This window comes from Streptomyces sp. NBC_01506 (assembly GCF_045040295.1).
Classification (GTDB): domain Bacteria; phylum Actinomycetota; class Actinomycetes; order Streptomycetales; family Streptomycetaceae; genus Streptomyces.
This window is the reverse complement of sequence record NZ_CP109422.1, coordinates 1,994,114-2,017,152: the sequence shown is the minus strand read 5'-3', so window position 1 is coordinate 2,017,152 and position 23,039 is coordinate 1,994,114. Positions and strand designations below refer to the sequence as shown.

At 69.2% G+C, this 23,039-nt stretch carries 22 protein-coding genes; 9 read left to right on the top strand and 13 right to left on the bottom strand.

What is annotated here, in order from left to right; translation table 11 throughout:
- Positions 1-219 precede the first annotated feature (219 nt).
- Positions 220-1,257: an AraC family transcriptional regulator gene (locus OG329_RS08440; protein ID WP_405793802.1), complete on the bottom strand. Its 1,038-nt coding sequence runs from the start codon at positions 1,255-1,257 to the stop codon at positions 220-222.
- 658 nt (positions 1,258-1,915) lie between these two features.
- On the opposite strand from OG329_RS08440, the gene OG329_RS08435 reads away from it, so the two are divergent.
- The 5 genes from OG329_RS08435 (at position 1,916) to OG329_RS08415 (ending at position 7,575) form a co-directional block, all read left to right on the top strand.
- Positions 1,916-2,932 carry a Gfo/Idh/MocA family protein gene (locus OG329_RS08435; RefSeq protein ID WP_405793800.1) on the top strand — a complete coding sequence of 339 codons (1,017 nt, stop codon included), beginning with the start codon at positions 1,916-1,918 and terminating at the stop codon, positions 2,930-2,932.
- Between the two features lie 51 nt (positions 2,933-2,983).
- Positions 2,984-4,300 carry a DegT/DnrJ/EryC1/StrS family aminotransferase gene (locus OG329_RS08430; protein ID WP_405793798.1) on the top strand — a complete coding sequence of 439 codons (1,317 nt, stop codon included), beginning with the start codon at positions 2,984-2,986 and terminating at the stop codon, positions 4,298-4,300.
- Between the two features lie 26 nt (positions 4,301-4,326).
- Positions 4,327-5,016, top strand: coding sequence for a methyltransferase (locus tag OG329_RS08425; protein ID WP_405793796.1), 690 nt, complete (start codon positions 4,327-4,329; stop codon positions 5,014-5,016).
- Between the two features lie 43 nt (positions 5,017-5,059).
- Positions 5,060-5,896 carry a histidinol-phosphatase gene (gene hisN / locus OG329_RS08420; protein ID WP_405793794.1) on the top strand — a complete coding sequence of 279 codons (837 nt, stop codon included), beginning with the start codon at positions 5,060-5,062 and terminating at the stop codon, positions 5,894-5,896.
- A 113-nt stretch (positions 5,897-6,009) separates the two neighbouring features.
- The gene (locus OG329_RS08415) at positions 6,010-7,575 is read left to right on the top strand and encodes a carbamoyltransferase C-terminal domain-containing protein (RefSeq protein WP_405793793.1); all 1,566 of its coding nucleotides are present in this window, start codon (positions 6,010-6,012) and stop codon (positions 7,573-7,575) included.
- Between the two features lie 81 nt (positions 7,576-7,656).
- Here the strand turns inward: OG329_RS08415 and OG329_RS08410 are convergent, their stop codons facing one another.
- Both OG329_RS08410 and OG329_RS08405 read right to left on the bottom strand, forming a co-directional pair.
- The gene (locus OG329_RS08410) at positions 7,657-8,130 is read right to left on the bottom strand and encodes an NUDIX hydrolase (RefSeq protein WP_405793791.1); all 474 of its coding nucleotides are present in this window, start codon (positions 8,128-8,130) and stop codon (positions 7,657-7,659) included.
- An 8-nt stretch (positions 8,131-8,138) separates the two neighbouring features.
- On the bottom strand, positions 8,139-8,948 hold the full coding sequence (locus OG329_RS08405; RefSeq protein ID WP_405793789.1) for a methyltransferase domain-containing protein: 810 nt from the start codon (positions 8,946-8,948) through the stop codon (positions 8,139-8,141).
- 389 nt (positions 8,949-9,337) lie between these two features.
- Here OG329_RS08405 and OG329_RS08400 point away from each other — a divergent pair, with 389 nt between their 5' ends.
- Positions 9,338-9,631, top strand: coding sequence for a hypothetical protein (locus tag OG329_RS08400; RefSeq protein ID WP_405793788.1), 294 nt, complete (start codon positions 9,338-9,340; stop codon positions 9,629-9,631).
- Between the two features lie 134 nt (positions 9,632-9,765).
- On the opposite strand, the gene OG329_RS08395 is transcribed toward OG329_RS08400, so the two are convergent.
- Positions 9,766-10,212, bottom strand: coding sequence for a MarR family winged helix-turn-helix transcriptional regulator (locus tag OG329_RS08395; RefSeq protein ID WP_405801710.1), 447 nt, complete (start codon positions 10,210-10,212; stop codon positions 9,766-9,768).
- Between the two features lie 79 nt (positions 10,213-10,291).
- On the opposite strand from OG329_RS08395, the gene OG329_RS08390 reads away from it, so the two are divergent.
- Positions 10,292-11,584: an amidohydrolase family protein gene (locus OG329_RS08390; RefSeq protein WP_405793786.1), complete on the top strand. Its 1,293-nt coding sequence runs from the start codon at positions 10,292-10,294 to the stop codon at positions 11,582-11,584.
- A gap of 33 nt (positions 11,585-11,617) precedes the next feature.
- Here the strand turns inward: OG329_RS08390 and OG329_RS08385 are convergent, their stop codons facing one another.
- Positions 11,618-13,033, bottom strand: coding sequence for a twin-arginine translocation signal domain-containing protein (locus OG329_RS08385; protein ID WP_405793785.1), 1,416 nt, complete (start codon positions 13,031-13,033; stop codon positions 11,618-11,620).
- A gap of 203 nt (positions 13,034-13,236) precedes the next feature.
- On the opposite strand from OG329_RS08385, the gene OG329_RS08380 reads away from it, so the two are divergent.
- The gene (locus OG329_RS08380) at positions 13,237-14,040 is read left to right on the top strand and encodes an SDR family oxidoreductase (protein WP_405793783.1); all 804 of its coding nucleotides are present in this window, start codon (positions 13,237-13,239) and stop codon (positions 14,038-14,040) included.
- An 80-nt stretch (positions 14,041-14,120) separates the two neighbouring features.
- Here the strand turns inward: OG329_RS08380 and OG329_RS08375 are convergent, their stop codons facing one another.
- The 6 genes from OG329_RS08375 to OG329_RS08350 all read right to left on the bottom strand — a co-directional run bounded on the left by OG329_RS08375 (position 14,121) and on the right by OG329_RS08350 (position 19,506).
- On the bottom strand, positions 14,121-14,834 hold the full coding sequence (locus tag OG329_RS08375; RefSeq protein ID WP_405793781.1) for a TetR/AcrR family transcriptional regulator: 714 nt from the start codon (positions 14,832-14,834) through the stop codon (positions 14,121-14,123).
- A 73-nt stretch (positions 14,835-14,907) separates the two neighbouring features.
- Positions 14,908-16,149 carry a hypothetical protein gene (locus OG329_RS08370; protein ID WP_405793780.1) on the bottom strand — a complete coding sequence of 414 codons (1,242 nt, stop codon included), beginning with the start codon at positions 16,147-16,149 and terminating at the stop codon, positions 14,908-14,910.
- Complete coding sequence (locus tag OG329_RS08365) at positions 16,146-16,391, bottom strand: hypothetical protein (RefSeq protein ID WP_405793778.1); 246 nt, start codon at positions 16,389-16,391, stop codon at positions 16,146-16,148. The genes OG329_RS08370 and OG329_RS08365 overlap by 4 nt, the downstream gene beginning before the upstream one ends.
- On the bottom strand, positions 16,388-17,089 hold the full coding sequence (locus OG329_RS08360; protein ID WP_405793776.1) for a VOC family protein: 702 nt from the start codon (positions 17,087-17,089) through the stop codon (positions 16,388-16,390). The genes OG329_RS08365 and OG329_RS08360 overlap by 4 nt, the downstream gene beginning before the upstream one ends.
- Before the next feature lie 73 nt (positions 17,090-17,162).
- Positions 17,163-17,942 (bottom strand): Asp/Glu racemase, encoded by a 780-nt coding sequence (locus OG329_RS08355; protein ID WP_405793775.1) that lies wholly within the window; start codon positions 17,940-17,942, stop codon positions 17,163-17,165.
- Between the two features lie 94 nt (positions 17,943-18,036).
- On the bottom strand, positions 18,037-19,506 hold the full coding sequence (locus OG329_RS08350; protein WP_405793773.1) for a benzaldehyde dehydrogenase: 1,470 nt from the start codon (positions 19,504-19,506) through the stop codon (positions 18,037-18,039).
- 249 nt (positions 19,507-19,755) lie between these two features.
- Here OG329_RS08350 and OG329_RS08345 point away from each other — a divergent pair, with 249 nt between their 5' ends.
- On the top strand, positions 19,756-21,465 hold the full coding sequence (locus OG329_RS08345; protein ID WP_405793771.1) for an AMP-binding protein: 1,710 nt from the start codon (positions 19,756-19,758) through the stop codon (positions 21,463-21,465).
- Positions 21,466-21,758: 293 nt separating this feature from the next.
- Here OG329_RS08345 and OG329_RS08340 read toward each other — a convergent pair whose 3' ends face one another.
- Together OG329_RS08340 and OG329_RS08335 are read right to left on the bottom strand one after the other, a co-directional pair.
- Positions 21,759-22,502: an SDR family oxidoreductase gene (locus OG329_RS08340; RefSeq protein WP_405793770.1), complete on the bottom strand. Its 744-nt coding sequence runs from the start codon at positions 22,500-22,502 to the stop codon at positions 21,759-21,761.
- A gap of 46 nt (positions 22,503-22,548) precedes the next feature.
- Positions 22,549-22,956, bottom strand: a complete 408-nt coding sequence (locus tag OG329_RS08335; RefSeq protein ID WP_405793768.1) for a nuclear transport factor 2 family protein — start codon at positions 22,954-22,956, stop codon at positions 22,549-22,551.
- Positions 22,957-23,039: the final 83 nt, after the last annotated feature.

Below are 23,039 nucleotides of genomic sequence, written 5' to 3'. Positions count from 1 at the left end.
GGTCCGGGCGGCTGAAACCCTCAGCCGTCCGGACCGCTCTGCCGGCGCCGGTCTCCGAGCACTGATCCGCGGCGCCGGTCTCCGAGCACTGATCCGCGGCACCGGTCCGCGGCACCGGTCCGCGGCACCGGTCCGTCAGCGCCGCCCTGCCGGGATGAACCAGGTCTGGCAGCACAAGCAGTGGTCGACGGGTCGTTCGCGGGATCGGAAGAACATGTCTCACCCGCCGGCGGAGTGGTCCCCGCCGGACGGGGCCGCGCCTTTGAAGGCGACGGCCACCCCTCGTTCGGCTTCGTCGCGGTCCCGTGGCACGCGGGCGGCGTCGCGGAAGCGTTTGGGGGCGAACCCGGTTGCCCGTTTGAAGGCGTGGCTGAAGGCGCTCTCGGAGGCGTAGCCGAGGGAGAGTGCCAGCTCCGACACCGATGTGTCCTCACGGAGCAGGGTCCGTTCGGCCAGGCGTATGCGCCATTGGTAGAGGTAGGTGAGCGGTGGCACTCCCGCCACGGCGGTGAAGACTCCGGCGAAGGCGCTGCGGGACATGGCCGCCGCCTGGGCGAGTTCGGAGAGCTGCCAGGGCCGGGCGGGATCGGTGTGCATCAAGTGCAGGGCCGGGGCGATGCGTTCGTCGGCGAGGGCGCGCAGCCACCCGGCGGGGTAGGACTCGCTCCGGGCGAGACAGGCGCGCAGTACGTGGGCGAAGACCAGGTGGGAGAGGTGCTCGGCCATGTTGTTGCTGCCGGGCCGGTCGGCGCTCATCTCGCGCAGCACCTGTTCGAGGAGCCAGCACAGCGTCGGCGCCTCCTCGCCGTCCCGGGGCAGATGTATCACCGGGGGCAGCACCTGAAGTAACAAGTCCGCGCCCGCGGTGTTGACTTCGAAATGGGCTCCGATCGATACGACGTCGGTGATGCCCTCGTCCCCGGCGTGGGCGAAGAGGTGGGGGGACGTCCCGAGCAGGGCCCGCGCGTCCTGCGGGGGCATGGACGGATCGGCGGCCATGACGAAGGGCAGACCTCCGTTGAAGGCCACCACATCCCCCGACTCCAGGAACACGGGTCGCTCGTCGCCCTCGACTGTCAGCCAGTTGACGCCGCGCAGTACGGCGTGGAGCTTGAGCCTGCCGGGGGCCGGAAACCGCAGGGCCCAGCTTCCCCCGGCGGTGAGACCGCGAGCGAGTACGCAGCGCGCACTGGTGACGTTGAGGGTGTGGGTGAGCGGGTCAGGATTGGTCGATCCCAGATATGGCGGTGCACCCATGAAAAGACTCTCGCGCAACTTATCTGGACGGGCAAGCATTCACCGCGAGCGACGGGCGGCGCATCCTGGATAAGTCACAGACCGTGACCGGCAAGCGGCACAGTACATGAATAATCCCCGGCAATTCGCACACGCATCGAGCCTGCACGCATTCGAATACCCGTTTCCTGATGGTATCCGGATTCTATTTCTTCATGGCAGGGCATGGTCGGAGGTATTCGCCGACGACCGCTGGGCCGAGCGGTTCGGACGCCGTCCGACCGATAACACCGCCTGTGAGGAGGAGAGCGCACCATGACTTCGCCCACCGTAGACGATGCACCGGGTCCGACCCGGCGAGTGCGCGCCTCCGCATCCCGTCGCTGCGAGACCGGAGGCCGGGTGCGGGCACGATCGACGGTACGGGGCGCCGGCGTCAACGGCGCGTTTTCCAGGCCGTGTTCAACCGGTCGAATATCGGCGCCCGTGCCGATGTGATGGGGACGCCGTCCGGGCCGTGTCTGCGCCCGGTCCGGAACGGGCACGACAGTCGCCCCCCCACCGTCGCGTGCACGTTCGGCGGGCCGATCACGCATGACACCGATGCGCCGACCCTCCACCAGCCTTTCCCGGCTGCCCGCGTCATCCTCAATTGATATTCCGCGAGGGGAAATTCTGCATGCCCGGCGAGAGGCTGAAGAACGTGCGTCCGCGACCGCGAGTATTGATGGTCGGGTTTGCCGGACATCAAGGAAAGGAGTACCTGCCGATCGTGCGGGAGAGTGCGGATATCGTCGGCGGCGTCGACCCCGCCCCGGCCGCGTCATCACTCGCCGACGAGTGGGGATTCCCGCATTACGACGCACTCGGTGAGGCACTGGAAAAAGTCGACTTCGACGCCGCGGTGGTCACCGTGCCGCACAGTGAGCACTTCCCGGTCTGTACGAAACTCCTGGCGCACGGCAGGCACGTCATCAAGGAGAAGCCCTTCGCCGTCACCGAGCAGGAGGCCCGGCAACTGATACACCTGGCGCAACGGGCCGACCGCAGCGTCTTCACGCTGCTGCAACGGAACTTCAACCCCGTGTTCCAGTTCGCCCGGGACAACCTCGCGCGCATCGGGGAGCCCTACTGGTTCTCGTACGACTACCACTTCAACCTGGCCCATCCGACGACGGGTTGGCGCGCCTCCACGGAGCGGGCGATGGGCGGTGTGCTCCTCGACATGGGCTACCACCTCATCGACGTACTGAGCGGAATGTTCCCCGAACACCCTCGGGTGCACTCCGCCTTCGTGCACCACTACCAGGAGATGCGGGACCGCCGACTGGAGGATCTCGTCAGCCTCATGTGCAGCTACCCCTCGACGGGGCTGGCGGGCTCGCTGCGTATCTCACGCCACAACTACGAGAAGACCGAACACCTCTGCGTGCTCGGTACGCAGGGCGCGTTGAACGTCGCCCCCGGGGTCGCCGTGCTGCACTCCGTCGGCGGGCTGCCGTTGGAGCGCTACACCTGGGACGGCCCCAAGATCGACGCCGTGCGTTCCATGATCGCCCACCATCTGGGGCACCTGGACGACCGCTACTACCGGCAGGGCCACCTCCAGCGTCAACTCGTCGCCGTACGCACGATCGACGGGATCTACCGGGACCGGTTGCGTGAGCGGAACGAGCTCGCCGACCGCTGCGCCTGACCAGCTCCACACGTAACGGCCCAAGCCCACCCGCGAAAGCAGGGAGGACCTATGACCACCGCCGACCAACTCGCCCTCCTCGGAGGCGTACCCACCATCGAACAGCCACTGCCGCACGAGGTCTGGCCGCCTCCCGCCGACGAGGCGGAGCTGGCCGAGCTGGCCGAGCAGCGGAACACCGACATCTCCATCAAGGGCAACAGCGGTCCCATCGGCCGGCTCGAGGCCGACTTCCTCGCCTTCCTGAACGACGGGGCCCGCTTCGCGGTCACCTTCAACTCCGGTACCAGCGCCCTCCTCGCCGCCTACTTCGCGCTCGGTGTGCGCGAAGGCGTCGACGTCGTGGGACCGGCACTCACCTACCACGCGGCGCTGAGTCCCGTCTTCGCGCTGCGCGGTGACGTGGTCCTGGCCGACATCGACCCCGACACCCGCGGTCTGGACCCCAAAGCCCTTCAAGAAGCGCTCACCGAGAACACCAAGGTCATCACGGTCGTCCACCAGTGGGGCCACCCCTGCGACATGGACGCGATCCTGCGGATCGCCGAGCGACACGGGCTGCGCGTCCTGGAGGACTGCTCCCACGCTCACGGCAGCCACTACAAGGGCAGGCCCGTCGGCACCTTCGGCGACGTCGCGGTCTTCTCCCTCCAGGCCAACAAGGCCGTTTACGCGGGGGAGGGCGGCATCCTCGTCACGAGCGACACCCAGGTGCACGACCGCGCCACACTCCTCGGCCACTACCGGGACCGCTCCCGGGACACCGTCATCGACGAGGAGCTGCGTGCGCACTGGGTCACCGGCTTCGGGCTCAAGCTGCGCATGTCGCCCTTCAACGCCATCGTCGCCCGGCACGCGCTCGCGGCGTTCCCGGCACGCAAGGAGGCCCGGCACCGCTGTCTGCGCCACTTCGGCGAACAACTCGCCGACGTGGCCTACCTGGAGCCGGTACACGTGGCCGACCACGTCGACATGGGGGCCTGGTACGGCTACAAACCGCTCTACCGGCCCGAGGCGCTGGGCGGCGTCCCCCGCTCCGTACTCATCGAGGCGCTGCGGGCCGAAGGCATGGAAGTGGGCGCCCCCTCCGGCCCCCGGCTGTCGACCCTGCCGCTCTACGCCCGCCCGGAGAACCCCCTCTTCCCCGGAACGCCGAAGAAGGGCAGCGCACCGGGGACCGGCTCCCGGGCCGAGCATGTAGAGCACGCCAAGCATGCCGAGCACGTGGAGCGGCACGCGCTGTCCCTGCCCACCTTCACCAACTGGCCCGAGGACATGAAGCTCATCGACCAGTACGCCGAAGCCTTCCGCAAGATCGGTCGTCACCGCGAAGCGCTCGTGCGGTACGCGGCCGAGCGGTCCCGATGACCCGCACCACCGAAGAGGGAGAGACCATGACGTTCAAGGAGTCCCCCGAGGCCGTGGCCCAGGTCCTTCAGCACGCCCTCGTCGGTGACGACCTGCCGGACTCGTTCACCCTGCTGGGGCGCGAATGGAGCCTGCACCGAGGCGTCTTCCCCAGCACCCTGAGCGCCGCCACCGAGGTGATGGCCTCGACCGTGCCCTATCCCGAGGGCGGCTCGTTCCTGGAGGTCGGCTGCGGTACGGGCGTCATCTCCGTGACCGCCGCGCTCAACGGCTGTGCCCACGTCACCGCGCTGGACATCAACGAGAAGGCGGTGGCCAACACGGTTGCCAACGCCGAGCGGCACGGTGTGGGCGACCGGGTACGGGTCCTCCACAGCGACATGTACACGGCGCTCGAGCCCACGGACCGCTTCGACACCATCTTCTGGAACGTGCCCTGGACCTACGTCGAGGACGGCTTCTCACTCTCCACCGATCTGCACTCCGCCGTCTTCGACCCCGGCTACCAGGGCCAGGCCCGCTACCTCGCCGGCGCCCACAAGCATCTGTCCGACGGCGGCCGGCTGCTGCTGGGCACAGCCGACCTCGGGGACCGCGAACGGCTCGACGCCCTCGCCGAGGAAGCCGGCATGCGGGCCGAACTGCTGCACCGTGTGCGCCGGATCGAGGAAGTACGGGTCATGGAGTACCACGTGCTCGAACTGCGCGCGAAGTGATCCGGCGGCCCCGAAATCCACTCTGTGAGCAGTGAGGCGCTCCATGTCACCACAGGACGATCTCGAACTGGCCCTGGAACTCGGCGATATCGCCGACCGCATCACCAGCCGTCGCTTCCGAGCCCGCGACCTGCGGATCCGGGAGAAGCCGGACCGTACGCCCGTGACGGACGCGGATACCGCCGTCGAAACGGCCGTACGCGAGGCACTGAGGTCCGCCCGCCCGGCCGACGCCTTCGCCGGGGAGGAGACCGGCGGCTCCGTGACGGCCGGGCGCACCTGGATGGTCGACCCCATCGACGGCACCAAGAACTTCCTGCGCGGGGTACCGGTCTGGGCCACACTCATCGCCCTGCTGGAGGACGGCCGGCCCACCGTCGGTGTGATCAGTGCCCCCGCCCTGCACAGCCGCTGGTGGGCGGCGGCCGGACGGGGCGCCTGGCTGCGGCGCGGGCCGGCCGACAGCGCCCCCCTGCCCCTGCGGGTCTCCGCCAACTCCCGCCTCGCCAACGCCTATCTGTCCACCACCAGTACACGTACGTGGGACATCTTCCACTCGCGTGAGGCATATCTGCGCCTGGCGGAGGCGTGCTGGGAGGACCGTGCCTTCGGAGACTTCCTCCAGCACTGCATGGTCGCCGAAGGGACGCTCGACATCGCGGCCGAACCGGTCGTGAACCCCTGGGACATCACCGCTGTACAGATCCTCCTGGCGGAAGCCGGCGGTGTCTGTACCGATCTCCTGGGCGCCTCGCCCCAGGGCGGCACCGGCGCCCTGTCCGCAAACCCACGGTTGCATCAACTCGCCCTGAAGGCCCTCTCGGCCCCGCCCGGCGCCGCCCTTGACCACGGGACCGAAGACCTCGGACACCCGGCATGAGCCCGGTGCGCGTCCCGTGCCCGCGATGACATCGCCCGGTCGGTACGCCCCCTCGGCCGTTCGGTCCCGGCGCCCAACTGTCAGGTCGCACATCCACAGAGAAACGGACCATCATGCTGATTCTTTCCCTCAAGGAAGGCCATGACGGCGCGGTAGCAGCCGTCGAGGACGGCAAGCTGCTCTTCTCCCTGGAAGCGGAGAAGGACTCGTTCACCCGCTACAGCGGCATGACCGCAGAGGTGTTCGCCGTAGCGGCGGACCGGCTGGACAAACAGCCGGACGTCGTCGCCATGAGCGGCTGGATCAAGGGGACCCAGGCCACCGACCAACCCTCGCGCAGCGGGTACTTCGGGGTGGGGGAATCCGCGATCTCGGACGAGGTCGGCCGGTTCTTCGGGAAGACCGTGCGCGTCTTCTCCTCCACACATGAGCGCTCCCACATCATGACGTCCTACGGAATGTCGGCACTCCGCCGGGACCAGCCCTTCTACAGCCTGGTCTGGGAAGGGAACATCGGCTCGTTCTACCGCATCGACGAGCACGGGAAGGTGACCCATCTCAAGGAGGTGCTGAACCACCCGGGCAACAAGTATTCGTACGGCTTCGCGCTCGCAGACCCCAAATTCAGTCCGCACGAGGAATTCGTCCGTTTCCAGGACGCGGGCAAGCAGATGGCCTTGGCCGGATTCGCCGAGAATCGATCGGCGACCCGGGCGGAACAGGAAGTGATCGACTTCGTCCTCGGTCAGAAGACGGTCATCACCGGCAGCCTGAAAGACCGGATGACCGATTCCCCGTTCCACAACATCGGCGTGGAGTCGGACGCGTACAAAAACCTCGCCGCGCGCCTGTCGAACGCCGTCTTCGACCAGTTCCACGCATACGCCAGGGAGCATTTGACAGAAGGACTCCCGCTGCTCATCTCAGGAGGCTGCGGACTCAACTGCGAGTGGAATCGCCGCTGGCGCGAGTGCGGACTCTTTCCCGCGGTCTTCGTCCCGCCGTGCCCCAACGACAGCGGCTCCGCGATCGGGACCGCCATCGACGCCCAGCACTTCTACACCGGCTCGGCCGACCTGGACTGGGACGTCTACGCGGGTGGCGAATTCGTCGAGGACATGGAATTCGACCCGCGGCGCTACGACACCCGCCCGGTGAGCCACGCCGAGGTCGCCCGCTACCTCCGCGACGGGAACATCATCGGCTGGGCGCGGGGCCGCTGGGAAATCGGCCCCCGCGCGCTCGGGAACCGGTCGATCCTGGCCGCTCCCTTCACCGAGGAGACGACGGTCAGGCTCAACAAGATCAAGCAGCGCGAGAGTTACCGCCCCATCGCCCCGATCTGTCTGGAACAGGACGCGGGCCGCTGGTTCGGTGGCGGGGTCCCCGATCCCTACATGCTGTATTTCAGCCAGGTCGAGTCCGGCGAACTGCGGGCGGTGACGCATGTCGACGGAACGGCTCGCACCCAGACCGTCGACCCGACGGCGAATCCGGAAATGGCCGATCTGCTGACCACCTTCGGCGAGTTGACCGGATTCAGCGTTCTCTGCAACACCTCGCTCAACTATTCGGGGCGCGGGTTCATCAACCGCACCAGCGACCTGATCGCGTACGGCGAACTCCACGGGCTGGACGGATACGTCGTGAACGACTCCTTCATCACCCCGCGACGGTGATGCGCCCGCCGCCCGGTCGAAGACGTCGCCCGAGCTGACACCCGGCCCCGGCGGACAGCGAACGCGCTGCCCGCCGGGGGTTCAGCGCGCCCTGCGGCTCGTCCCGGACGCATCGGCGAGCCAGACATGTGCCGCAGCCACCACGTCCTTGATGAAGGTGCTCCCGCCGCGCAGCGCGTTCTCGTCGAGCAGCGAGACCTCCTCGGCCGCCACCCACGCGAACTCGGTGTGTTTGTCCCATTCGAGTTGGGGCGACGAGAGGTCCCCGTCCACCTCGACGACATAGTCAGACTCGATGTGCCGCAGCCCGTTCGCCGTCCACTCCTCGTGTGCCACCCGGGCAAGAACGCGGCGCAGCCGCCACCCGGTCTCCTCCGCGATCTCCCTGCGGAGGGCGTCCAGGAGCGATTCCCCTTCCTCCACGGCTCCGCCGACGACGTCCCAGCACCCGGGGAAGAGGCGTCGGCCGGCCGAGCGGCGCTGGACGAAGATCCGGTCGTGCGGGTCGCGGATCAGCGCGCCCACCACCGGTCGGGGTTCGGTCGTCTCGGTCATCTCGGTCCTCACGGGCGTCGGGCGACCACGAAGACATAGCCGATCTGTGGGAGCGCACCGAACCGGGGAAGGGAGCGGGTGAAGTTGAAGAACTCATGGTGGCGGTCGTCGGCGGGGGGCGCGACATCGCCGAAGGCATCGGCGAACGCCTGATAGGTGCGCCGGACGTGCTCTCCGATGTCGTTGAACTCCACCACTTCCAGACCGGCGCGGTCCAGGGCCGTACGAAGCTCCGCCGGTTCGGGCAGCGCGGGGGACCCGAACGCCCGGCATGTCTGGCGGACCAGATCCGCGGTGTCCCCGCTCACCGGCGACCGGAGCAGCACATCGGTGATGACCAGCGGGCTACCGGGTCGCAAGGTCCGGGCGATCTCGGTGAGGGCGGCGGTCCGGTCGCTGATGTGCATCATGGACTCGATCGCCCAGGCACCGTCGAAGGACGCGTCTTCGAAGGGCAGCGCGCAGGCGTCCGCGTACCGGAAGTCCACGCGGTCGGCGAGCGCGGTGGCGTCCGCCCGGGTCCGGGCGAGGTCGAGATCCTGGTCGCTGACGGAGATTCCCGACACCTGGGCGCCGGTGGTCCGGGCGATGCGCAGGGCGGGCCGTCCGGTTCCGCAGCCGACGTCCAACAGGCGCCGGCCGGGTGCGGCGGCCAGTTGTCCCGCCACGAGTTCGGTGAGCCGGTCGGTGGCCTGGTCGAGCGAGCGGTCGTCCGCGGCGCTGTCCCAGTAGCCGACGTGGATGTTCCCGTCGACGGCCGCGCCGTCCACGATCTCGGACGACGGAAGGGTGTGCCGCGCGGACGGTTCGTTGGTCATCGAGGTCTCCCGAACGTGGGGGGTGTGTCAGCCGGTGAAGAGGCCCGACCGCCGCGTATCGCCGAGTGAGCGGTCAAAGACTCCAACTCGGCGTGGGCGGGCCGGACGGTCGCGCGGACGGGTGCCGGTGACGACCTCGGTGACGACCTTGGCGACGACCGAGGGACGTGGTGTTGCGTACGGATCGTACGTAGGGCGGCCGGGCACTTGCGGTCGATGCGGTGGTGGGGGGCATCGAGTGACGATTCTCCTGGGGGCCGCGCGGTTCGTCCAGGGCGCACAGGGGGGAGCCAGTGGGAACGGGTGGGCGCGGACGGCCGCCGTCGGCGCGCCCGGACGCGGCCACGTGTCCGTTTACGCCTCACGTCGTTTGTCAAAGCATGACCTCAATGCGCAGAATCACCACCGTTCTCGGTGCGGCCGCTGTCCTTTCGTCCTTCGCCGTCTCGGCGGCGAACGCCGCCGGATCCGGGCCCGAGTCCGGCGGGCTCATCACTCCGGTGAACCCGGTCAGCGAACTCGACGCCGTCGCCACGACCGGCATTCCGGCGGAGCACCACGCCGAACTTCCCAAGGTGAAGCACCAGTTGGCCGGCCTGAGTCACCTCAGAGACCTGAATCAGTTGCACCAGCTCACCGACCTCGGGGCGCCCGTACTCAACCTGCTCCCCGCGGTGGGGTGACGTTCGCGCCGACCGTGGACACGCGTTGACGAGTGGCGGCGTACGGCGCTGGGGCGCGCCGTGGCCCGTACGACCGGCCACTCCGCGTCGGCGGCCGTGTGGTGCGCCGGTGGCGGGGCCGGCGTGCCGGTGGGTCATTGCTGATCGGCGAGTTCCTTGTCGAGATTCGCGAGATATCTGCGCAGCAGACCGTGCAAGGTCTCGATCTCCTGGGAGCTGAAGCCGTCGAGTGCCCGGTCGTTGGTGTCCAGGAGTGCCGAACGGGCCTGGGGCAGCTTCGCCATGCCGTCGTCGGTCAATGAGATCAGGCTTACGCGCCGGTCGTCGGGATCGGGTGCGCGTTCGACCAGTCCGTCGCGCTCCATGCGTGCCAGCAGTTGCGCCATGGACGGCTGTTCGATCCGGGCCAGTCGGACCAGCTCCTTCTGGGGGAGCGGGCCTCCCGTTGCCAGGGCGGCCAGTACCGGCATCTGTCCGAAGCTCAGCCCGAGCGGTCGCAGTCGGCGGTCGTTGAGCCGGGCCAGCACGCGGGCGGCGGTGTTGACCAGGGAAGCGGCCGGCGAACTCGGAGTTGGAAGCATCACGTGCGCATTGTATAGGCACCTATGTATGATGGATGCATAGGTGCCTATGTAATTGGGCTGTCTTAAGGAGATGCGGATGATCATTCGGAACGTGACCGTCATCGACGGCACCGGCAGTGCTCCGCGGGCCGGGATGGATGTCCGCATCGCGGACGGACGGTTCACGGACATCCGCCCGTCGAGCACCGGGAGTTCGCCGGCGCCGGCCGGGGAGCCGGTGCTGGACGGCCGTGGCGGCTATCTCCTGCCTGGCCTGTGGGAAGGCCACACCCACCTGCGGGACTACGGCGCGTCGCTCCCCCGGCCTGAGCGGTTCGCCCACTTGCGGGACGTGCTCGCGGGGTATCTCGCGGAGGGCGTCACGTCGGTGTGCGACCTGGGGGGTATGCCGGAACTGAGCCCCGAGTTGCGCGACGTGAGCAAGGCGGACGGCACCATGGCGTCGCTGTTCACCACCGAAGTGGCGTTCACCGGTATCGACGGCTGGCCTGTGACCGGCCTCGTGGGTGATCGTTCGGGGGTGATGGAGGTAGGCAGTGCCGACGACGCGCGCCGCCACCTTCGGGGACTGCGGCTCAGTGAGGTCGACTACGTCAAGTGCATGTTCGACGGCAAGTCCGGAGGTGGCCGCCGACTGCCGCCGGAAGCGCTTGAGGTGATCATCGCCGCCGCACACAAGGCGGGCAAGAAGGTCCTTGTACATATCGCGACGGGCACGGACCTGCGGGAGGCGGTCCAGGCGGGCGCCGACTGCATCGAGCACTCCCCGATTCCACGGGACCCCCGCGACCTGGGCGAAGCCGAGCAACTCGCCGCCGTCATGGCCGAAGCGGGAACGCTCTACTGCCCGACGATCGCCACCTGGGAGCAACTGGCCTTCGGGGCGTACCCCGACTACCTGGACCGGCTCGACACCGACGGCATTCTCACCCCGGACGAGGCCAAGGAGATCGCCGCACGTCCCACCTACGGTCAACCGTTTCCCAAGCACCCCGAGGACGAGTGCCGGATCCGGTTCGACTACGCGATGCGTACGCTGCCGATCTTCCAGGAAGCCGGCGTCGAACTCGTCGCGGGCAGTGACATCGCGAGGGTCATGCCCACACCCCCCCGCGCACTGCTGCGTGAGCTCCAGTTGTTCGCGAAGGCCGGCGTGCCGAACTCCGCCATCATCTCCGCCGCCACCGGCCGGGCGGCGGAGAAGATCGGTCAGTTTCCCACGAGGGGAACCGTCACCGTGGGAAGCGTCGCCGACGCCCTCCTGCTGGACGCCGACCCCCTCGCGGACATCTCCCATCTGGTCGACCGGCGACACGTCCGTGCCGTTGTCAGCTCCGGCCACATCGCATCGCCGCTCGCCGGCAGTTGAGGCGACGCCGGTGCCGCAGGGCGCCCGGGGGTCTCAGGCCCAGCGCAGTCGGTTGCCCGTGGAGTTGCGGGCCAGGAACAGTGTGAGGTACGTCTGGCCCGCCATCGCGCCGATGCGGTGTTCGCGGCCGTAGTAGGTGTTCTCGCCGGCGGCGTCGTAGGTGCGGCCGTCGGTGAAGCGGGACATGAGGGAGAGCTGGGCGTCGTTGTGCAGGCGCTCCCACTCGGCGGCGGGCGGGGTGATGCCTCGGTCCTGTCCGGTGAGGGAGACCAGAAGGTCGAAGTTGCCGAAGTAGAAGGGGAAGTGCGTGCCCCAGTCGTTGCCCTCGGGGTAGTGAATCTCCGCCGAGTCCGCGCGGTAGATCGGGCTGGTGCCTCCCTCGGGCAGTGGGAAGGGGATGTCCACCAGCGCGGAGTACGTCAGGTTGATGTTGTGCAGCGCGGCCCGCGGCGCGGGCCGGTTCGCCAGGCCGAAGACGAAGCCCTGGTACAGGCTCTGGTCGAAGGCCACCATGTACAGCGGGTGCAGCCGTGCGTGGTTCTGAAGGGTGCCGTCGTCGGCGATGTTCGTCCCCCGGAGCCAGGAGGACAGCCGGATGCCGTTGACGCGTGCCCTGTTGGTGAGGTCGGCCGGTCTGGCCGCGGCGGCCAGCAGGAGTTCGACGTTACGGCGCCTCCAGCGGGCGCCGTTGGGGTGGCCGGGCATCATCGCGGCGGCCAGGGAGAGCGCGGCGGCGCTCCAGTTGTCCTCTTCCGCCTTGCTGTCCCCGGGGGTGACGACGGTGCCGTCGCGGCGGGTCATGTAGAGCTGATCACCGCCGGTGCCGATGAGGTGGACGCCGTCGCCGGTGGTGAGCCGGTCCGCTTCCCAGACCAGCATGGCGACGAGTTGACCGCGCTCGGTGGCGTCCAGTTGGTCCCAGAACAGCCAGCCTGCCAGCGCCGTGTAGTACGCCCACAGGGCACTCTGCCAGCCGCCGCCCCAACGGGTCGCGGTGTCCGTGTTGTTGGCCCGGTGCCGGGCGGCGAGGGTGCGGATCAGATTGTGGGTCCGGATGGTGGCGTTCGCGGCCGAGAGCGTCCTCGGGTCGTACGTGTTCGTGACCAGGGCGGTGGTGGCGGCGACCGCGGCCATGGCGGGCAGCCGGATGGCCCGCTCGTCGGTTCCCCTGAGGTCGATGTACCCGTCGGGAAGGTAGTAGGTGTAGGTGGCGGCGTACCAGGGCCCGATCAGATAGCGCGCGCTCCCGGCGAGGATGGCCGTCACCCGGGTTCCGGCGGCGTCCGCCCCTGAATAGGAGCCCAGCTTGCGCCAGTTGACGGGTACGACGCGATTGCCGTCCGCCGCCATTGCGGTGCCCGTCGTGCCGGCCCCGAACAGACCGGTGACTCCGATCGCGCCTGTCGCTCCGAGGAAGCGGCGTCGGGAGAGTGCAGGCAGGTCGGGCATGGGCGTACTCCTACTCGCGAGGGGCATGCGGGTGTGCCGGACGAATTGCTGGTGGCCGGGACCGTCAAGTGTTCAGGTCCCTCCTGACCGGGTCCGCGACAGAGAGCGCTTTCTACTAATCACCATGAGGCGAGCGGCCGTCAAGGGGGTGGGCACGTGTCTTCGGCTTGACTGTCGACGTGTGTGTCGATAGTTTTACATACATGACGAAAAGTGATGCTCTCAGCGCGAGCGGCGCCGCTTCGGACGCGCCGCGAACCCATGTCGTCACCGGTACCGCCTCCGGCATCGGTCTGGCGACCAAGCAGCTCCTGGAGGAGCAGGGGCACCGCGTCATCGGGGTGGATCTCCGTGACGCCGACGTGATCGCCGACCTCTCGACGCCGAAGGGCCGTACGGCTCTGGTCGATCAGGTGACAGAGCTGAGCGGCGGCAGGATCGACGCGATTCTCGCCGTGGCGGGCGTCGACAGCGGGGGACCGGCCACCGTCGCGATCAACTACTACGGCGCGATCGCCACCATGGAGGGCCTGCGCCCACTGCTGCTCGACTCGCCCGCTCCCCGCGTCGTCGCGGTCTCCTCGATCACCTCTGTCCACCCGTTCGACCAGCGGCTCCTGGACATCCTGCTGGACGGCGAGGAGGCGGAGGCACAGGCCCGTGCCGCCGAGGCGGGGCAGGTGTACGCGACGACCAAGCGGGCGCTGTCGCGGTGGATCCGCCGGCACGCCGTCGACGCCGAATGGGCCGGCGCGGGTATTCCGCTCAACGCGGTCGCTCCCGGTCTGGTCCGCACCGAACTCCTCAAGCGCCTCTTCGAGGACCAGGAGACCCGGCGGCGCATCGAGGCGGGCAGCCCGATGCCGCTGGGCGGACCGTACGAGCCCGTGGCCGCCGCCGAACTGCTGGCATGGCTCACGAGTGAGCGCAACGGCCACATGACGGGGCAGACCATCTTCCTCGACGGTGGCGCCGATGTGGTGCTGCGCGGCGACTCCACCTGGTAACCACGCCGCCGAAAGGTGATGACGGTGCGCCGCCTGAAGCGGGAGGGGACGCACCGTCGGCGGGTGCACCGTCGGCGGTGTCACGCCCCGCCGGGCAGCAGCCGTTCCAGAGCGTCGAGACCCGCTCGCGCGGTCACGAGAGCCGAGCGGACCGAGTCGGCCGGCCCACGGGCACCCTCGACGACCAGCATGTCGATCGCCGACTGGGTGATCTGCCGGGTGACCGCGTCCACGTCGTAGTCGGGGCCGGGGTGATACCACCACGCCACCCAGTTGCACATCCCCAGCACACTGAAGGCGGCCACGCGAGGGTCGAGCGGCTTGAACTCCCCCGCGGCGACACCGCCTTCGATGATCGCGGACAGCTCCGCCAGCACCTGGCGCCGCGCCTCGCGATGCCGCACCTGCCAGGACTCGGGGAGCATCGCCTCGGACTGGTCGAGCACCCGGAACTGACTGGGGGAGGCGGCCCGTTGACGTACGACCAGATCGGTGAACGCGCGCAGCTTTCCCTCGTGGGAGAGGTCGCTACGGGCGCGCAGGCCGGCGACCTCCTCGGCGAGCGCGAAGCCGATCTGCTCCACCAGCATCTCCAGCAACTGTTCTTTGCTGGACACATAGTGGTAGAGCGCCGTCCGGGAGACTCCCACCGCCGCGGCGATGTCCTGGAGGGTGGTCGACTCGTATCCCTGTTCCGAGAACAGTTCGGTCGCCTTCTCCAGGACATCACGCGTGACGAGTGAGCGGCGCGCGGTACTCCGCCGTCCGCTTTCGGGTGTCTTTGCTTTGGCCATGTCTGTGATCGTAGGCGAGAAGGCCGTACGAGGAACCTGGTGCCCGCGCCCATGAGTGGGCGCACGCGTGCGGTCAGACCGCCAGCGGGAAGCGGTGGGTGAGCCATTCGCCGATCGCGTCGGCCGCCAGGGCGCTGCCGGTGGGCTCACCGGGGGCGATGGGGCCGCCGAAGTGCAGTCCGCGTACGCGGCGATGTGTCAGGTCCCGCGAGCCGAGGCTGCTCAGCATCGCGGTGGTGTCGGCGGGGAAGGACGCCTGGTCGCCGGTGAGTTCGACGAGCAGTGCGGGCGCGGTGACGCCGGGCGCGCAGCGCAGGAAGTCCGCGTTGGTCGCCGTGGCGGACCAGGTGGAGAGCCACGCCTGTGGGGTGGACAGGCGGCCGAACCCGGTGAGGCCGTAATTGATGAGGTCGGGGCGGCTGCCGAGGAGCGATCCGTAGGGTCGTTCGTTGGGGTCCAGGGACTGGTCGACACCGCGCGGGTCGGCGTCGGTGCGGTAGACGGTGATGATCCTCGGGGCGAGTGAGCGGCGCCGGTCGGCGGCGTCCGCGCTTCGTTTGAAGCGTCTGCGCGCGGCCGTCGTTTCGGCGGCCAGTTGCCGGGCGTGGGCGTCGATGCGCGCGATACGGGCTCGCTGGGCGGCCCGGTAGCGCTGGATGAACTCGCCGGTGTAGGTGGAGCTTCGGGGCGCGGGGGCGAAGCCGTTGGCCGCGCTGTACGGGTCGAGAGCGGGGTCGACGGACATCGGGTCGCTCTCGTCGGTGACCGAGGGGTCGATCAGCCGCTGGAGGAGTGCGCCCTGGCCCGGATGGGGTGCCATGAAGACGACGGCGTCCGGGGCCGGCAGCTCGGCGCCGGGCAGGTCGACGGGGCGGCCGGCGGGTGTGTGGGCGATGCGTTCGTCCGGGGGGAGTGCGGCCTGCTGGTGGTAGAGCGCGGCGAGTGTGCCACCGCCCGAATGCCCGAGGGTGACCACGTGATCGAAGCCGGCGTCCCTGAGGAACGCCTGGCCCGCGGCCATGTCGAGCACGGCCTGCTCGTGGAGCAGGTTGATGTCGTTGTTGACCGAGCGCGTGCCCTGTGTCCACACGGCCGCGCCACGGGCGAGGAGTTCGGGCACCAGTACGTGGTGGGTGAAGTCCTGGCGGGGATGCATCAGGGACACGACGGTGCGGGCGCCGGGCACGGTGCGCAGGACGCCGCTCACCGTCGCGCCGTCCGCGGTGGTCAGTTCGTGCGGCGTGGAGACGGTTCGGTCGGGGATCGCGCGGGCGGTGATGTACCGGCCGGCTCCCAGACGGTCGGACGGGCTCATCGGGCCTCCACTCGCAGGGCGTTCTTGTCGTGCTGGGTGACGCGGGAGTCGGTGAGCCCGGCGACCACGCTGTACCAGACGGCGTGCCGGCACCCGGTGGCCCGGCGGTCCACGACGATCGGGCCGGGGGAGGTGATACGGAAGTACGGTCCGATCCTGTCCACCCGTACGGCGGAGTCCCGCGCGGCGACTTCGGGGATCGTGGTGTTCTCGGGGACGTCCAGGACGAAGAAGGTGCTCATCCCCGGGTCAGCTCCTCCGTAGCCGTGCCCGCGCCCGTATCCGAATTCGTACTCGTATCCCTGGCTGTGGCGTCGACGCGGGACTTCTCCCACCGCGCGGCCCTTTGGACGATCAACTCGGCCTTACGGGTGAGGAGTTTGTCCATGCTCGGTTCGGGGCCGGAGGCGACGTCGACCAGGGCCTCGACGGTGAGTTCGGCGTCGAGGTCTTCCTGCGGCGTGACGGGCCGCAGCGCGCGGGTGATCTCGACCATGTAGCCGTTCGGGTCGTGGGTGTAGATGGACTCGATGGTCTCGTGCATGACCCGCATCTCGACCGGCCATCGGGACTCGTCGAGCCGACGGCGGTACTCCGTGAGGTCGTGCTCGCTGTCGACATGGATGGCCAGATGGCGGGAGTTGATGAAGAACTGGGGCACATCGTCGGCGAACCGCGCGTAGACGTCGCCCGCGGCGCCGGCACCGGCGGGGGGCTCGTATCCGAAGTAGTAGAAGAACGCGATGCGGTCGTCGTTGCCGATGTCGAAGAAGAAGTGGACGAAGTCCGGGTGCCGCTCCGGGCCCCAGCCCGCCGCACAGATCGAGTGGACGACCGGGAACTTCAGTACGTCGCGGTAGAAGCGCACCGTGGCGACGGGATCGAAGGTGGGGAAGGCGGCGTGGTCGACGCCCTTGACCCGATGCTCGGGCGGATTCATGTCAGACCTCCTCGTGCTCGTACTCGTGCTCGTGCTCGTATTCGCGGTGGATCGACGGACAGGCGGGGGCGGTTCATCCGGCGACCGGGGAATCCACCGGGGAATCCAGCCGGAGCAGGCTTCCGGCTCCGGGGATGTCGACACTCAGCCCGAGCTTTCGCAGCAGGGTGTACGCGCCCGCCGTCGCCGCCGAGACGACCGGAATGCCGAACTCGTCCTCCGCGGCCTGGACGAGGTCGAGTGACGGCATCTGTACGCAGGCCGAGATGACGAGCGCGTCGACCCCGGCCAGGTCCAGCTCCCGTGCGGCACTCATCACCCGCGCGCCCGGGATACGGCCGACCCGCTCGTTGTCCTCGACCTCCAGCGCCCGCCAGTCGGCGACGTCGAACCCCTCCGCCTCCAGATAGGCGACGACCTTCCGTGCCAACGGGAGCGTGTACGGGGTGACCAGGGCGATCCTGTCCGCCTTCAGGGCCCGCAGACCTTCCGACAGGGCGCCGGCACTGGACAGCACCGCGGCGTTCGCCCCGCCGGCGGCGAGTTGTTCGCCGATCGCCGACTCGACGCGCTCGTGCTCGCCCGGTCCGCCGACCATCAGCGCCACCAGACAGGCGTAGAGAACGGCGTCGACCCCCGCGTCTCCCAGCTCCAGGACGCACCGTTCGCGCTGTGCGTTCATCGCTCGCAGTTGCTCCGGCGACACGGTGTGCAGCCGCATGCGGCTCGCGTGGAACGAGAAGTCCGCCGAGGGGTGCCGGCCGAGCAGTCGCGGCATCTCGGTCTCGACCGTCACGTTCGAGCTGGGTACGACGAGGCCGATCCGAATCGGTGCGGGCAGCGGTGCGGGCATGGGACATTCCCTTCAATTGACGCTGATGACTATCTTTCGACGCAAGCGTCAATATGTCAAGGGCCGCCGGTCACCTTCCACGAGTCGCAATGAGTCAGAACGGGTACGCGGGGATCTCGGCGCGGCTGGTGACCCACTGCCATTCGGTGAACTGGTCGGCGTTGGTGTGGGTGCTGTGGTTGAAGCCGTTGCCGGAGGTGCCGGTGCCGCCGATGGGTCCGTAGACCTCGTGGAGCACGGTCTGGTCGTTGATGTGGACGATCCCGGTGTGGAGTTGGTCCGCGATCCGGCCGGCCCGTGCCTCGTCGGCCGAGACGACCGCGGCCACCAGGCCGTAGCTGGTCCGGTTGGCCAGGGCGACCGCCTCGTCGTCGGTGCCGAAGGTGGTGAGGGGCGCGACCGGCCCGAAGATCTCCTCGTCGAAGGCGGGCATGCCCGGAGCGACACCGGTCAGTACGGTCGGCTGGAAGAAGAGTCCGTCGCGGGTACCGCCCACCGGCGCGCGCGCTCCCTGGGCGAGGGAGTCACCGACGATCTGCTCGACGCGGGCGGCCTGACGCTCGCTCACGATGGGGCCCACCAGCACCCCCTCGGTCATCGGGTCACCGACCACCAGCGCCTTGGCCTTCCTGACCAGGGCCTCCGTATAGGCGTCGGCGATCCGTTCGTGCACGAGGTGGCGCCCGGCGGTCAGACAGATCTGCCCCTGGTGGAAGAAGGAGCCCCAGGCGCCGGCTGAGGCCGCCGCTTCGACATCGGCGTCGTCCAGCACGATGTAGGGGTTGTTGCCCCCCAGCTCCAGGGACACCCGCTTGAGCAGCCCGCCCGCGACGGAGCCGATCTCCCGGCCGGCCCGGGTCGAACCCGTGAAGCTGATCATGTCCACCGCCGGGTCCTTGACCAGCGCCTGTCCGGTCTCGACCGCGCCCGGCAGGACGTGCAGCAGCCCCGGCGGAAGTCCGGCCTCCTCCAGCAGCCGCGCGAACACGACACCGCCGGACAGCGCGGACTGGACGTCGGGCTTGAGGACGACGGCGTTGCCGAGAACGAGCGCGGGGCCCACCGCGCGGGCCGCCAGCAGCAGCGGGGAGTTCCAGGGCGTGATGACGCCCACGACCCCGACCGGGATCCGGCGGGCGACGCTGCGCCGCCCCTCCTCCGCGCTGGCGGCCAGGATGCCCTGCGGCGCGCTGCCGAGCGCCGCGGCTTCCAGGATCTCGCGGGCGGTCATCCGGGCCTCCCACTCGCCCTTGAAGCGGATGGCCCCGGTCTCGCGCATCAACTGCTCGGCGATCTCGTCCGCGTGCTCCACAAGCAGCTCCGCGAACCTGCGCAGGACATCACCCCGCTGGGGGGCGGGCACCCGGGCCCAGGACGTCTGCGCCTGCCTCGCGGCGGCGGCGGCCGAGGCGACGTCGGCCGCCGAGGCGATGCCGGTGTGCCCCAGGACCGCACCCGTGGCCTTCTCGATCACCGGCTCGGTGCCGAGCCCCGGCTCCTGCCAGCCGTTGCTGTAGATCTTCCCGTTCCACGCGCCGTCCGGCGCGAAGAGTGTGGTGGGCATGGGTGTCTCCTCGTTGATGCCGTACGCCCGTGAGCCGACGCGTTCCATCGGCTGCCCCGGAGACGACTTGCCTTCCACAATGGGCCTGGTACGCAACCTCGTCAACCTTGACGTCAAAATATCGACGATGGAGTCGATGGGCCTCGTGCGACCGTTGGCGTGAGGCGCCGCAACGCCCGCGTGACGCGATTGTCAAATATTCGACATGCGGGGTGGACCTTCGGAGGGAGTGTCGTTAGATTGCGCGGCATGGCGAAAACAACGGCGCGCACATGTCCCGGCGGTGCAGGCGATGAGCCGGGACTCGTCCCGTACCCGGAGCGGACCGAGGCCCGCTACCGGGCGGCCGGGCTCTGGTCCGGCCGGTCCCTGCCGGTGGAGCTGACGTCCGCCGCGACCGCCCATGCGCGGCGCACGGCGCTGATCACTCCCGAGGGCCGTCGGACCTACCGGGAACTCTTCGGCGAAGCCGAGCGGTTCGCGGCCGGCCTGCTGGGGACGACGAGCCTGCGGCCCGGCGACGCCGTGATGTTCCAGATGGGCAACGTGGCCGAGACCGTCGTGTCCTATCTCGGCTGTCTGCTGGCCGGGATGCGGCCGGTGTGCACTCTGCCGCAGCACGGTGTCCGGGAGATCGGCGTGCTGGCCCGGCACATCGGCGCGCGCGGCCTCGTCGTCCAGGCCGACTTCGGGCGCGGCCGGCTCCTCGGCAACGCGAAGACGCTGGTGGCCGACGGCGTGATCGAGGACGTCGTCGTGGCACGCGGCGACGCCTCCGGCTTCGTGGCGTACGAGGACGTGCTCGCCTCCGGCGCGGCGGACGACCCGGGGGCCCTGCCGTACCGCGAACTGGATCCCCGTCAGATCGCCGTCTTCCAACTGTCCGGAGGTACGACCGGCCTGCCGAAGGTCGCGCCCCGGCTGCACGAGGAGTACACCTACAACGCCCGCGCGTGGGCCCGGACGCTGGGCTGGGGTCCCGGCAGTGTGGTCCTCTACCCGCTGCCGATCATGCACAACGCGGGAATCGCCCTGGCCCTGCAACCCGTACTCCTCAGCGGCGCGACACTGGTCCTGGCGCCTTCGGCGGACACCGGGACCCTGCTCGGCCTGATCGAGGCGACCCGCCCGGAGGCGATCCCCCTCGTCCCGCCCGCCCTGGCGATCCGGCTGCTGGACGACCCGCGCGCCAGGACCGCCGACCTGTCCTCCATCAAGGACTTCATCGTCGGAGGCCAGAAGCTGGCGCGGGAGGTGGCCGAGCGTCTGCGGGACGAACTGGGCATCACGGTGCGGCAGAAGTTCGGCATGGCGGAGGGGATGTTCCTCCTCACGCCCGCGCACGCCGATGAACGCGTGCGGCACCACACCGTGGGACAGCCGCTCTCCCCCGAGGACGAGATCCGCATCCTGCGCCCCGGCCGGGACACGCAGGTGCCGGACGGCGAGATCGGCGAACTGTGCGTCCGCGGCCCCTACACGATCCGCGGCTACTACCGCGCGCAGCGGCACAACGCGGGGGCCTTCACCGCCGACGGGTTCTACCGCACCGGGGACCTCGCCAGACGGCACGTCATCGACGGCCTGACCTGCTACTCGATCGACGGCCGGATCAAGGACGTGATCAACCGGGGGGTGGAGAAGATCCACGCCGACGAGGTCGAGGAGCTGATCATGCGTCACCCGGCCGTCTCCACGGCCGCGCTGGTGGCCATGCCGGACAGGGTGCTGGGCGAGCGCGGATGCGCGTACCTCGTACTGGAGCCCGGCGGTCAGCCGCCGACCGTGCGCTCGCTGGGCGCGTTCCTGCTGGCGCAGGGCCTGGCCACGTACAAACTGCCCGAGCGCGTCGAGCTGGTGCCCGATCTGCCGCTGTCGAACGTGGGCAAGGTGTCCAAGAAGGACCTGCGGGAGGACATCGAGGCGAAGCTCGCCCGCGAGGGGGACACCGGTTCCTAGGTCGTGACTGACACATTGCGCCGTCCGCCCGCAGGGCGGGGCGTGTGCCCGCCGCGGAGCGGCTGATGACTGGCGTCGGTGCGTGCGATCGCGCGGCGGAGGATCGCTCTCGTACCGGGCGTACTTGATCGACTTTCGACAACGCGGGAGTACCTCCCGTGCCCCTCGGGGGCTACGGGGGCTACGGGGGAAGCGTGCGCGCCGGGCCGGGCAGGGACGGGCAGCGACAACGGCGACGGGAGAGGGGCCAGGAACTGGCCCCTCTCCCGCCGTCGTCGCCGTCGTGCGGCGCCTCAGCCCGCGGTGATCGTTCCACCGCCGGCCAACTCGCCTCCGTCGACGGTGAATTCGGCGCCCGTGGCGAAACTCGACTCGTCGCTGGCCAGATAGACGACGAGTCCCGCGATCTCCGCAGGATCGGCGACCCGCTTCATGGGATTGAGCTGCCCCACGTCCAGGCCCTCGGTCATCGCCGTGGCGACAGCGCCGGGGTGCACCGAGTTGACCCGGATGTGGAACTCGGCGAGTTCCAGGGCGAGGGACTTGGTCAGACCGCGCAGTGCGAACTTCGACGCGTTGTATCCGTGGAGCCCCGCGAAGCCCCGGAACCCCGCCACCGACGACACGTTGATGATGGAGGCGGGGGCGGAAGCGATCAGGCTCGTGCGAGCGGCCTTGGCGCCGAGGAACTGACCCGTCACATTGACCGACATGATCTGTTCCCAGCTCTTGAGGCTGTACTCCTCAAGACTTCCGAAGTTCATGATCCCCGCGTTGTTCACCAGGACGCCGAGAGATCCGAAGCTGTCCAGCGCCGTCTGGACGGCGGCTTCCCAGGACGGGTAGCTCGTGACGTCGAGGTGCGTGTATACGGCGTCGTCCGTGCCGATCTCCTTGACCAGACTCTGTCCTTCGTCGTCAAGCAGATCTCCGACGACCACCTTGCCTCCCTCGGCGACGATCGCCCGCGCGTGAGCCGCGCCCATTCCGCGCGCGCCCCCGCTGATGAGGGCTACTTTTCCGGTAAGCCTGTTCATGATTTCCTCGATTCCTGGATTCCTCGATCTCTTGCTCCGAGCGTGATCAGGACGTTGCTCCCGCGGGGTCGGCCGGCGCGGGGGTCGCCTGATGACCGACAAGTCGCCACGTCCCCCGCTCCTCTCGCCAGACCACGAGATATCCGGCCACGATCGACCGTTCCTCGCCATTGACCAGGGCCCGCAGTCCGAGCACCCCGCCGGCCTGGAAAGCGTGCTCTCCCAGTCGCACGGCCGACTCCACCCGGGCGTCGACGGACCGGAAGACGAACGTGCCGTCGCGGAATTTCTCGACGAAGGACTTCTTGTCGTCCAGCAGCCCCGTCGAGTGGGTGTAACGCAGCTCCTCGGAGAGGAGCCCGGCCGACGCTTCCGCGTCACCGGAGACGAGCAGGGCCGCTCGCCTCGCTTCGAGGTCCGACGCGAAGCGGAGCAGGTCCGCGTTGCCTGACATGACCCTTCCTTCCGGCCGGCCTCTCGCCTGTGTGCGCTCGCCGACGCCACCAACCATCACACGCCTCATCGTTCGCGTCAAAT